Raw genomic sequence first — 11,161 nt, 5'->3', positions numbered from 1 at the left:
GGCCCGCCGCGCCCATGGCCCGCTTGCGGCACGACGCCGTCGCCGGGCCGGCACGGCCGCGGCCGCTGCCGCGGCTGCCGGATCGGATCGACGCGATCGCCGGCGGGCCGGCTCTTGAAAGCGCCGGGCAGCGCCCTATCTGCCGGTCACCCGACAGGGCATTGCCTTGTCACTTTTCCCGGCTAAAATTGGCACTCACCGGCGGTGAGTGCTAACAGGCCGCCACAACCCTTTATTAATCAACTCCTTGTCACTTTGAGGGAACAACCCATGAAGCTTCGTCCCCTGCACGATCGCGTGATCATCAAGCGCCTGGAAGCCGAGACCAAGTCCGCCGGCGGCATCGTGATCCCCGACAGCGCGACCGAAAAGCCCGTCCGCGGTGAAGTCATCGCTGCCGGCACCGGCAAGATCCTCGAAGACGGCAAGGTCCGTCCGATCGCGGTCAAGGCCGGCGACAAGGTGCTGTTCGGCAAGTACAGCGGCACCGAAGTGAAGATCGACGGCGAAGAGCTGCTGGTCATGCGCGAAGAAGATCTGCTGGCCGTCATCGAAGCCTGATCGCCGCCGACGGATGCGGCGCGACGCCCCCGCGGCGACAGCGCAGCCGCCCGATCCGTCACCGCTCTCTTTTTCCTCGCTACATCCCCAAGAATTTTCCGGAGTCTTATCCAATGGCAGCCAAAGAAATCCGTTTCGGTGAAGATGCCCGCGCCCGCATGGTCCGCGGCGTCAATACCCTCGCCAACGCCGTAAAGGCCACCCTGGGCCCGAAGGGCCGCAACGTCGTGCTCGAAAAGAGCTTCGGCGCGCCGACGATCACCAAGGACGGCGTCTCCGTCGCCAAGGAAATCGAGCTGGCCGACAAGTTCGAGAACATGGGCGCGCAGATGGTCAAGGAAGTCGCTTCCAAGACCTCCGACGTCGCCGGCGACGGCACCACGACCGCGACCGTTCTCGCTCAGGCGCTGATCCGCGAAGGCATGAAGGCCGTCGCCGCCGGCATGAACCCGATGGACCTCAAGCGCGGCATCGACAAGGCCGTCACGGCCGCCGTCGCCGAGCTGAAGTCCCTGTCCAAGCCGACCGCCGACGACAAGGCTATCGCCCAGGTCGGCACGATCTCGGCCAACTCCGACGCCAACATCGGCGACATCATCGCCGAGGCGATGAAGAAGGTCGGCAAGGAAGGCGTGATCACCGTCGAGGAAGGCTCGGGTCTCGAGAACGAGCTCGACGTCGTCGAAGGCATGCAGTTCGACCGCGGCTACCTGTCGCCGTACTTCATCAACAACCAGCAGTCGATGCAGGCCGAACTGGACGATCCGTACATCCTGCTGCACGACAAGAAGATCTCCAACGTGCGCGAGCTGCTGCCCGTGCTCGAAGGCGTCGCGAAGGCCGGCAAGCCGCTGCTGATCGTCGCCGAGGAAGTCGAAGGCGAAGCGCTGGCGACCCTCGTCGTCAACACCATCCGCGGCATCGTCAAGGTCTGCGCGGTCAAGGCGCCGGGCTTCGGCGACCGTCGCAAGGCGATGCTCGAAGACATGGCTGTCCTGACCGGCGGCACCGTGATCTCCGAGGAAGTCGGCCTGCAGCTCGAAAAGGCCACGATCAAGGATCTCGGCCGCGCCAAGAAGATCGTCGTGTCGAAGGAAAATTCGACCATCATCGACGGCGCCGGCGACGCCGACGCGATCCAGGCCCGCATCAAGCAGATCAAGGCCCAGATCGAAGAGACCAGCTCCGACTACGACCGCGAAAAGCTGCAGGAACGCGTGGCCAAGCTGGCCGGCGGCGTTGCGGTCATCAAGGTCGGCGCCGCGACCGAAGTCGAAATGAAGGAAAAGAAGGCCCGCGTCGAAGACGCCCTGCACGCGACGCGTGCGGCCGTCGAGGAAGGCGTGGTCCCGGGCGGCGGCGTCGCGCTGATCCGCGCGCTGCAGGCCATCGGCTCGGTCAAGGGCGACAACGAAGACCAGGCCCACGGCATCAACATCGCCAAGCGCGCGATGGAAGCGCCGCTGCGCGAAATCGTCAGCAACTGCGGCGAAGAGCCCTCGGTCGTCCTGAACAAGGTGAAGGAAGGTTCGGGCAACTTCGGCTACAACGCGGCCAACGGCGAATACGGCGACATGATCGCGTTCGGCATCCTGGACCCGACCAAGGTCACCCGTTCGGCACTGCAGAACGCGGCCTCGATCGCCGGCCTGATGATCACGACCGAAGCCATGGTCGCCGAAGCGCCGAAGAAGGACGCGCCGGCTGCCGGCGGCCACGACCACGGCGGCGGCATGGGCGGTATGGGCGGCATGGACTTCTGATAGTCCGCGACCCGTCGTCTACGATCCGCCGCGCAGCGCGCGGCGGATCATGCGATGCCGAAAGCCCCGCAGCGATGCGGGGCTTTTCATTGGCGGCAGGTGCCTGGTCAGGCGGTGGAGGTGCTGCGCCGGCGTGCCCCGTCCGGATGCAGGCGAGCGCACCCGATCGGGTGCGGCGCGACACCGATTTAGCCGGTACGATGCCGGATCTGAAATGAAGGTGCAGGATGAACGGCGGATTCGACTTCGATTTTTTCGTCAGCCGCTGTCTGCAGCTGCTGCTGCGCAGCGACGATCTGTCCGAATATCAGCGGCGTTACCTGCAGATGGAGCGCGATCTGTTCCCGGCGCCGCCCGAGGGCAACTTGCGCGACGACGACGATCTGCGCAGGCGGCTCGGCCTCGCGCTGGCGCGCTCGGTATGGCAGGCGTCGCCGAATCCGGCCCACGGCTTTGCTTCCCCGCTGTTGCCGACGCCGCAGCGCAACGAACCTTGTTACTGTGGTTCCGGCGTCAAGTTCAAACAATGCTGCGAGCCGCTGTCGCGCAACCTGCCGCTGAGGGATGCGAACCTGCTTGGCGAAGTGTTGCGCCTGCTGCCGCGCACGCAGTGGAAAGCGCTGCCGGACAGCCGCGTGGACGTCGACCGGGTCGCGCATGTCGCGGGTGAATGGCAGGCGCGGGGCGACAGCACATCGGTGCTGGCGCTGCTGGAGCCGTGGTTCCTGCGCGACGATGCATTCGTCGCGCGCCGCGAGCTGCTGCTCGATCTTCTCACCGATGTGTATTCCGATCTGGGCAAGCCGCGCAAGAAGGCGCAACTGCTGGAGCGCGCCGTGCGTCACGGTGACCGCACGGTGAAATCCGCCGCGTTGCAGCGTCTGGCTTCGATCGCGAGTGACCGGCAGGATTTCGCCAAGGTCTGGGCGCTGTTCCGCGAGGCCGAGCAGATCGATCCCGAAGCGATCTCGCTGTCCCATCTCGAAGTGACGTTGTTGCTCAACGAAGGCCGCGAAGCCGAAGCGAGGGTCGCGGCGCGGCGCTGGATAGCAAGGCTGGGCCGTCGCAACGATCCCGGTCTGCGCGGGCTGATCGAGCACTTGCGGGAGCTGGAACGCGACGGCATGGCTGTGCTGGACCGATACATCGACGGCGTCCAGCCGTAGTGCCTGCGGCCGGCAATCGCCTCTAACGGATCGATCCCGGCACGAATTCCGGGGTCACGCGGTCCGGCCGCCCCGGCAGATCGAGCGCCGCGGCGCGCTCGGGGCTGCTGGCGATCACGCGACCGCTGCGCAGCACGTACAGCCGCGCGGCCTTCAGGCGCAGCGCCTCGAACGGATCGGCCGCCTGCAGCACGACGATGTCGGCGCGGCAGCCCGGCGCGAGGCCGTAGCCGTCCAGGTGCAGGATGCGCGCGGCGTTGACGGTGATTGCGTCGAAGGCCTGGCGTATCGCGTCCTGCGAGGTCATCTGCGCGACATGGATGCCCATGTGCGCGACCTCGAGCATGTCGGCGCTGCCGAACGAGTACCACGGGTCCATGACGCAGTCGTGGCCGAACGCGACGTTCACGCCGGCGGCCAGCAGCTCCGGCACGCGCGTCATGCCGCGGCGCTTCGGATAGCTGTCGTGGCGGCCCTGCAGGGTGATGTTGATCAGCGGGTTGGCCACCGCCGCGACGCCGCTTTCGGCGATCAGCGGCAGTAGCTTGGACACGTAGTAGTTGTCCATCGAATGCATCGAGGTCAGGTGCGAGCCGGTCACGCGGCCGTGCAGGCCGAGGCGGTGCGTCTGCGCGGCCAGGGTCTCGATGTGCCGCGACAGCGGGTCGTCGGACTCGTCGCAATGCATGTCCACGAGCAGGCCGCGTTCGGCGGCGAGCTCGCAGAGCCGGCGCACCGATTCGGCGCCGTCGGCCATGGTGCGCTCGAAATGCGGAATGCCGCCGACGACCTCGACGCCGCGGTCGAGCGCGCGCAGAAGGTTGTCGTGCGCGGTGGCCGAGCGCAGCAGCCCGTCCTGGGGAAACGCGACGAGCTGCAGATCGAGATAGGGCGCGACCCGGCGTTTCACTTCCAGCAGCGCATCCACCGCGAGCAGGCGGTCGTCGCAGACGTCGACGTGGCTGCGGATCGCGAGCAGGCCCTGGCTGACCGCCATGTCGCAGTAGGCCAGTGCGCGCTCGATCAGCGCCTCCTGCGTCAGCTGCGGCTTGAGCTCGCCCCAGAGCGCGATGCCTTCGAGCAAGGTGCCGGAACGGTTGAGGCGAGGCAGACCGAGCGACAGCGCCGCGTCGAGATGGAAATGCGCGTCGACGAACGGGGGACTGACGAGGCGGCCGCACAGATCGATCTCTTCGGCGGCCGTCGCCGCGAGCGCCGGCGCGACCGCGGCGATGTGCCCGTCGCGGATGCCGATGTCGTGGTCGCGACGTCCGTCGGGCAGGTTGGCGTGGCGCAGGATCAGGTCCATGGAGGATGGCGGCGGCGGAAACGGGAGCGCACGCTAGCACGCCGGCGCAGCCCTGCGCCGCCGCTTGCATCCGTGCGCGCGTAGTGCAACGCTCGGCATTCCGTCGGCGATACGGTCTCGCCGGCAGCGTTGCGGCAGGTAGTCCGCAGCGCGCAGTTCCAGCGCCGCGCGGCCAGGGCCGCCTGCGGCGGTCGCGGAGGCGGCGGCGACGCCGTTGCCGCGGCATTCCACCGCGCGACCCAGGCGCGCGCAGACGGACGCGGTGCCGTTGCGGCACCATCGGGTCTGCCCGCACGAACCCAGGACCGAACCCGCCATGAATCTTGCCGCTACGGCGCCGCAGTCCGAGACGGATCTGAACCTCGATCCGTACTGGATGCCGTTCACGCACAACCGCTATTTCAAGCAGCACCGCCCGCTGGACCGCCTGCTCGTCGAAGCCTCCGGCGCCTACTACACAACCGTCGAAGGCCAGCGCCTGTTCGACTGCCTGTCCGGCCTCTGGTGTTCCTCGCTGGGCCATCGCGATCCGCGCATCGTCGAGGCGGTCAAGGCCCAGCTCGACAAGGCCGACTACATCCCTGCGTTCCAGGTCGCCAGCCCCGACACGTTCCGCTTGGCCGAGCGCATCGCCGCGGTCGCGCCGGGCGATCTGAACCGCGTGTTCTTCACCAACTCCGGCTCCGAAGCCGTCGACACCGCGGTCAAGATCGCGATCGCCTACCACCGCCTGCGCGGCGAGGCGTCGCGCACGCGCATCATCGGCCGCGAGAAGGGCTATCACGGCGTCGGCATCGCCGGGATTTCCGCCGGCGGCATGGTCGCCAACCGCAAGATGTTCGCGCCGCTGATGCTGCCGGGTGTCGACCATCTGCCGCATACGCACAATCTCAAGGAAATGGCCTTCTCGCGCGGCCAGCCGGCCTGGGGTGCGCATCTGGCCGACGAGCTGGAGCGCCTCGTCGCGCTGCACGACGCCTCGACGATCGCCGCGGTCATCGTCGAGCCCATGCAGGGCTCGGTCGGCGTCGTCGTGCCGCCGCAGGGCTATCTGCAGCGTCTGCGCGAGATCTGCACGAAGCACGGCATCCTGCTGATCTTCGACGAAGTGATCTGCGGCTTCGGCCGCATGGGCGACTGGTTCGGCGCACAGGCGTTCGGCACGACGCCGGACCTCATCACGTTCGCCAAGTGCGTCAACAACGGCACCGTGCCGATGGGCGGCGTCATCGCGACCGACGCGGTCTACGACGCGTTCATGCAAGGGCCCGACTACATGGTCGAGCTGTTCCACGGCTACACGTATTCGGCGCATGCGCTGGCCGTCGCCGCGGCGCATGCGACGCTCGACATCCTGCATGCCGACGCGGTGCCGCAGCGCTTCGCCGAACTCGGCCGCAAGATCGAGGACGCCGCGCATTCGCTCAAGGGCGAGCCCAACGTCATCGACATCCGCAACTGCGGCGCGGCCGCGGCCGTGGAACTGTCGTCGCTCCCGGGTCAGCCCGGCCTGCGCGGACTGCGCCTGTTCGAGGAAGGCCTCAAGCGCGGTCTGCTGCTGCGTTTCACCGGCGACACGATCGCGCTCGCGCCGCCGGTCATCACGACCGACGCGGAGCTCGCGCAGATGTTCGACGGCGTGCGTGCGGCGATACGCGCCGTGGCCTGAGCCGCGACGACGCCCGCGCCTACGTCCCACCGTGCGCCGCCGCTTCGAGCGGCCGGCGCCAGGAGAAAGCCATGCTAGCCCCCGTGATCATTCCGCATTACATCGCCGGCGAACGGCACAGTGTCGAGGACGCGCGCGTGAGCGCGGTCTACAATCCGGCCACTGGCGAGCAGACCGGCCGTCTGCCGCTGGCGACGCCGGCCGAGGTCGACGCGGCCGTGCGCGCCGCGAAGGCCGCGTTCCCGGCCTGGTCGCAGACGCCGCCGCTCAAGCGCGCGCGCGTGCTGTTCAAGCTGCGCGAGCTGCTCGAGCTGCGCGCCGACGAGCTCGCCGCGGCGATCACCGCCGAACACGGCAAGACCCACAGCGACGCGCTCGGCGAAGTGCAGCGCGGCATCGAAGTCGTCGAGTTCGCCTGCGGCATTCCGCAGCTGCTCAAGGGCGAAGTCACCGAGAACGTCGGCACCGCGGTCGACGCGCACAGCCTGCGCCAGCCGCTCGGCGTCGTCGCCGGCATCACGCCGTTCAACTTCCCGGCCATGGTGCCGCTGTGGATGTTTCCGATCGCGATCGCCTGCGGCAACTGCTTCGTGCTCAAGCCGTCCGAACGCGATCCGTCGCCGTCGCTGCTGCTGGCCGACTGGCTGGCCGAAGCAGGCCTGCCGCCCGGCGTGTTCAACGTCGTGCAGGGCGACAAGGTCGCCGTCGACGCGATCCTCGCACACCCGGACGTGGCCGCGGTCAGCTTCGTCGGCTCCACGCCGATCGCGCGCTACATCTATGCGACGGGCTGCGCCGCCGGCAAGCGCGTGCAGGCGCTCGGCGGTGCCAAGAATCACATGGTCGTCCTGCCCGACGCGGACCTCGATCAGGCCGCCGACGCGCTGCTCGGCGCCGGCTACGGCTCGGCCGGCGAACGCTGCATGGCGATCTCGGTCGCCGTTGCGGTCGGCGACGAGACGGCCGACCGGCTCGTCGGGAAGCTCGCGCCGCGCATAGCCGCTCTGAGGATTGGCCGCGGCGACGCCGACGGCATGGACATGGGCCCGCTGATCACGCGCGCGCATCGCGACAAGGTGAAGGACTACGTCGACATCGGCGTGACCGAAGGCGCGTCGCTCGTCGTCGACGGCCGTGGCCACGTGGTCGCCGGCTGCGAGGACGGCTTCTTCCTCGGCGGCTGCCTGTTCGACCACGTGCAACCCGGCATGCGCATCTACCGCGAGGAAATCTTCGGGCCGGTGCTGTCGCTGATGCGCGTGGCCAGCTACGAGGACGCGCTGCAGCTGGTCAACGCGCACGAATACGGCAACGGCGTCGCGCTGTTCACGCGCGACGGCGACGCCGCGCGCGACTTCGCCCAGCGCGTGCAGGTCGGCATGGTCGGCATCAACGTGCCGATCCCGGTGCCGATGGCCTTCCACAGCTTCGGCGGCTGGAAGGCGTCGCTGTTCGGCGACCATCACGTCTACGGCCCCGAAGGCGTGCGCTTCTATACGCGGCTCAAAGCGGTGACGACGCGCTGGCCGACGAGCATCCGCGCCGGCGCACAGTTCGTCATGCCGCATACCTGAGTCGAGTCGCGCGGCGCAGGCCGTGCGCCGCATCGTTTCCGTTTCCGTTTCCGCCGAGGACTGCCATGAACGCGATACCCAAGACTTCCGCCGCCGCAGACGCCGCGACCTTGCGCGTGAACGGCCGCCGCCTCTGGGACAGCCTCATGGAGATGGCCAAGATCGGCGCGACGCCGAAAGGCGGCGTCTGCCGGCTCGCGCTGACCGATCTGGACAAGCAGGGCCGCGACCTGTTCGTGCGCTGGGCGAAGGAAGCCGGCTGCACGATCACGGTCGACCGCATGGGCAACGTGTTCGCGCGCCGCGCTGGCAAGGACGACAGCCTCGCGCCGGTCGTGACCGGCTCGCATGCGGACTCGCAGCCCACGGGCGGCAAGTTCGACGGCATCTACGGCGTGCTCGGCGGGCTAGAAGTCATCCGCTCGCTCAACGACCACGGCATCGAGACCGACCGGCCGGTCGAAGTCGTGATCTGGACCAACGAGGAAGGCTCGCGCTTCGCGCCGGCCATGGTGTCCTCCGGCGTGTTCGCCGGTGTGTTCACCCTGGACTACGGACTCTCGCGGGCCGACGTGGACGGAAAGACCATGGGCGAGGAGCTCGCGCGCATCGGCTACGCCGGCGATGCGCCGGTCGGCAAGCCGATCCATGCGGCGTTCGAGCTGCACATCGAGCAGGGCCCCATCCTCGAAGCCGAGAACGTGACGATAGGCGTCGTGCACGCGGCCCAGGGCCAGCGCTGGTACGAAGTCGTGCTGACCGGCCAGGAATCGCATGCGGGCCCGACGCCGATGCCGCGGCGCCGCGACGCGCTGCTAGCCGCTGCTAAAGTTATCCAGCTGGTCAACGCGATCGGCCACGCGTACGCGCCGTACGCCTGCGCGACGGTCGGCATGCTGCAGGTGCATCCGAACTCGCGCAACGTGATTCCGGGCCGCGTGTTCTTCACCGTGGACCTGCGCCATCCCGAGGACACGGTGCTCGCGCAGATGGACGCCGACCTGCGCGCCGGCATCGCCGCCGCGGCCGACGAAGCCAAGGTCGAGGTGTCGAAGCTCGAACAGATCTTCTACTACGCGCCGGTCGCGTTCGACGCCGATTGCGTCGCCTCGGTCCGCGCCGGCGCGCAGAAATTCGGCTACTCGCACCGCGACATCGTCTCGGGCGCCGGCCACGACGCGTGCTATCTGGCCCAGGTCGCGCCGACCGCGATGGTGTTCGTGCCGTGCATCGGCGGCATCAGCCACAACGAGATCGAGGACGCGACGCCGGAATGGATAGAAGCCGGCGCGAACGTGCTGCTGCACGCGATGCTCGGAAGGGCGGGGCGCTAGACCTCGGAGCGCGATCCACGTCTTGCCGGAGCACTCGCCGCGCTGCCGCTGCGGCCGTGCAGCGCGGCGTCGCTGCGACCGTTTCGCCGCGTACGGCATCCGAGGAGCGGGCGTTGGCAGGGAGCCGGGCAATGATGCAACCGAACGACAGAAAACTCGCGCTGCTGTTCGTCGCGATCGTGCTGCCGCTGAGCTGGGCCTACGAGGCCTTCCTGATTGTCGGCGGCGGCGTCGCGCGCTACGGCGTGGCCGGCCTCGTCGTGCTCATGTGGATTCCGGGCCTCGTGTCGCTGTTGCTGCGCCGGTTCCTGCGTCTCGGGTTCGCCGATGCCGGTTTCGCGGCGGCGCGGCCGAAATACCTGGTCCAGGCCGTCGTCCTGCCGCTGCTGCTCGCGCTCGCGACCGGCGTGCTCTGCGCGTTGCTCGACGTCCGCTACTTCGCGCCGCTCGCGCTCGGGCAATGGCTGCCGTTCGCGCCGGTGTTCGCGCTCCTGCTCGCGGTCGGCCTGTTCGGCGCGCTCGGCGAGGAGCTCGGCTGGCGCGGCTTCCTGCTGCCGAAGCTCGTCGCCGGCGGCGTCGCGCATCCGCTGCTGATCTCCGGGCTGGTCTGGGCCGTCTGGCACCTGCCGCTGATCGCGTTCGGCGGCTTCTACGCGACGCCGCACACGATGCTCGTGACCGCGGCCTATGCACTCAGCATCGTCGCGCTCGGCGGCGTGATCGGCGCCGTGCGGCTGCGGTCCGCGTCCCTGTGGCCGGCCGTGCTGCTGCATGCCGCGCACAATTTCTTCTTCCAGCTCGCCGTGCCGGCGCTGCTGCTGACGCAGCCGGGCGCTCGCGCCGACCTCTGGGAAATCCTCGGCGCCGACAGCGGCCTGCTCGTCGCGCTGCTGTATGCGCTTGCGTTCGTGCTGTGGTTCCGACAACAGGCCGGAAAGGCCTGAACCGACCGGCACTCGAATGCCGGCGTCACCGCGTTGGCTGGGTTGGACGAAGTCGGGCAGGCAGATCGGGAAGCGACGCCGATGGGAACGTCCAGCGGCATGCGCTGAGAGCCGTTGCATCCACGGGCGAGCGAGCCGCGCACGCCCCGCGCAGGCTGCCGCAGCGCCGCTTGCGCCGGCGCCGCAATGCGACTACAAGAGGCGGGTGGGGTAAGGACCCGCCCGGCCAGGGCGCGTCGCGCAGGCGCAAGGGCCGCCTGCAGGTCTTGCCCCCGACCTCTTCCGACGATCGCGTCCGTCCTCGTCCGCCGAGCCGCTGGCGGGTGGCGCGCGCGTCGTCCTGGTTTCCTCCCAGGCGCCCCCAGGAGAACGAATGGACCGTAAGGACCACGCCGACATCGCTTCCGGACGCCTGTCCGTGGAGCAGCTCGCGCAGAATTTCGACGACGTCGCCCCGCCGCTGGACCGTCAGAGCGCCCTGATCGCGGCGCAGCGCTGCTACTACTGCTACGACGCGCCGTGCATACAGGCCTGTCCGACCGGCATCGACATCCCGAGCTTCATCCGCCGCATCACGACCGACAACCTGCGCGGCGCCGCGCAGGACATCCTCGGCGCCAACGTGCTCGGCGGCATGTGCGCGCGCGTCTGCCCGACCGAGATCCTTTGCGAAGGCAGCTGCGTGCGCAACACCGCCGAATCGCAGCCGGTGCAGATCGGCGCGCTGCAGCGCTATGCGACCGACTGGGTGTTCGACAGCAACACCGCGCTGTTCGAGCGCGCCGCGGCGACCGGCCGGCGCGTCGCCGTCGTCGGCGCCGGCCCCGCGGGCCTGGCCTGC

At 68.8% G+C, this 11,161-nt stretch carries 9 protein-coding genes and 1 pseudogene; 9 read left to right on the top strand and 1 reads right to left on the bottom strand.

Annotation, left to right across the window (positions count from 1 at the left end; all coding sequences use genetic code 11):
- The 4 genes from NON22_RS13825 to NON22_RS13810 form a co-directional block, all read left to right on the top strand.
- Positions 1 to 215: hypothetical protein (locus NON22_RS13825; protein ID WP_257387526.1), on the top strand; the 215-nt coding region annotated here is incomplete at its 5' end.
- 55 nt (positions 216 to 270) lie between these two features.
- On the top strand, positions 271 to 561 hold the full coding sequence (gene groES / locus NON22_RS13820; RefSeq protein WP_257387525.1) for a co-chaperone GroES: 291 nt from the start codon (positions 271 to 273) through the stop codon (positions 559 to 561).
- Between the two features lie 113 nt (positions 562 to 674).
- Positions 675 to 2,324 carry a chaperonin GroEL gene (gene groL / locus NON22_RS13815; protein WP_257387524.1) on the top strand — a complete coding sequence of 550 codons (1,650 nt, stop codon included), beginning with the start codon at positions 675 to 677 and terminating at the stop codon, positions 2,322 to 2,324.
- A gap of 326 nt (positions 2,325 to 2,650) precedes the next feature.
- Positions 2,651 to 3,490, top strand: a complete 840-nt coding sequence (locus NON22_RS13810) for an SEC-C domain-containing protein (RefSeq protein WP_257387523.1) — start codon at positions 2,651 to 2,653, stop codon at positions 3,488 to 3,490.
- 22 nt (positions 3,491 to 3,512) lie between these two features.
- Here the strand turns inward: NON22_RS13810 and NON22_RS13805 are convergent, their stop codons facing one another.
- The gene (locus tag NON22_RS13805; protein WP_257387522.1) at positions 3,513 to 4,799 is read right to left on the bottom strand and encodes an amidohydrolase family protein; all 1,287 of its coding nucleotides are present in this window, start codon (positions 4,797 to 4,799) and stop codon (positions 3,513 to 3,515) included.
- Positions 4,800 to 5,115: 316 nt separating this feature from the next.
- Between NON22_RS13805 and aptA the strand changes: the two genes are divergently transcribed.
- From aptA to NON22_RS13780, 5 genes and pseudogenes are all read left to right on the top strand, one after another.
- Positions 5,116 to 6,468: an omega-aminotransferase AptA gene (aptA, locus tag NON22_RS13800; protein WP_257387521.1), complete on the top strand. Its 1,353-nt coding sequence runs from the start codon at positions 5,116 to 5,118 to the stop codon at positions 6,466 to 6,468.
- Between the two features lie 71 nt (positions 6,469 to 6,539).
- Entirely contained in the window at positions 6,540 to 8,042 is a 1,503-nt protein-coding gene (locus tag NON22_RS13795; protein ID WP_257387520.1) for a CoA-acylating methylmalonate-semialdehyde dehydrogenase, read from the top strand.
- A 65-nt stretch (positions 8,043 to 8,107) separates the two neighbouring features.
- Entirely contained in the window at positions 8,108 to 9,376 is a 1,269-nt protein-coding gene (locus NON22_RS13790) for a Zn-dependent hydrolase (RefSeq protein WP_257387519.1), read from the top strand.
- A 131-nt stretch (positions 9,377 to 9,507) separates the two neighbouring features.
- On the top strand, positions 9,508 to 10,320 hold the full coding sequence (locus NON22_RS13785) for a CPBP family intramembrane glutamic endopeptidase (protein ID WP_257387518.1): 813 nt from the start codon (positions 9,508 to 9,510) through the stop codon (positions 10,318 to 10,320).
- Positions 10,321 to 10,693: 373 nt separating this feature from the next.
- Positions 10,694 to 11,161 (top strand): annotated as a pseudogene (locus NON22_RS13780) (hypothetical protein); the annotation flags it as partial.

Source organism: Tahibacter caeni (genome assembly GCF_024609805.1).
Taxonomy (GTDB): domain Bacteria; phylum Pseudomonadota; class Gammaproteobacteria; order Xanthomonadales; family Rhodanobacteraceae; genus Tahibacter; species Tahibacter caeni.
Note: the sequence above shows the minus strand (reverse complement) of the source record. Positions and strands in the feature narration are given on the sequence as shown.

Excerpts from the sequence above, each read along its gene's own strand:
- NON22_RS13790 (WP_257387519.1), top strand. The coding sequence starts at position 8,108 with ATGAACGCGATACCCAAGACTTCCGCCGCCGCAGACGCCGCGACCTTG.
- groES (WP_257387525.1), top strand. The coding sequence starts at position 271 with ATGAAGCTTCGTCCCCTGCACGATCGCGTGATCATCAAGCGCCTGGAA.
- NON22_RS13795 (WP_257387520.1), top strand. The coding sequence starts at position 6,540 with ATGCTAGCCCCCGTGATCATTCCGCATTACATCGCCGGCGAACGGCAC.
- groL (WP_257387524.1), top strand. The coding sequence starts at position 675 with ATGGCAGCCAAAGAAATCCGTTTCGGTGAAGATGCCCGCGCCCGCATG.
- NON22_RS13805 (WP_257387522.1), bottom strand. The coding sequence starts at position 4,799 with ATGGACCTGATCCTGCGCCACGCCAACCTGCCCGACGGACGTCGCGAC.
- aptA (WP_257387521.1), top strand. The coding sequence starts at position 5,116 with ATGAATCTTGCCGCTACGGCGCCGCAGTCCGAGACGGATCTGAACCTC.
- NON22_RS13810 (WP_257387523.1), top strand. The coding sequence starts at position 2,651 with ATGGAGCGCGATCTGTTCCCGGCGCCGCCCGAGGGCAACTTGCGCGAC.
- NON22_RS13785 (WP_257387518.1), top strand. The coding sequence starts at position 9,508 with ATGATGCAACCGAACGACAGAAAACTCGCGCTGCTGTTCGTCGCGATC.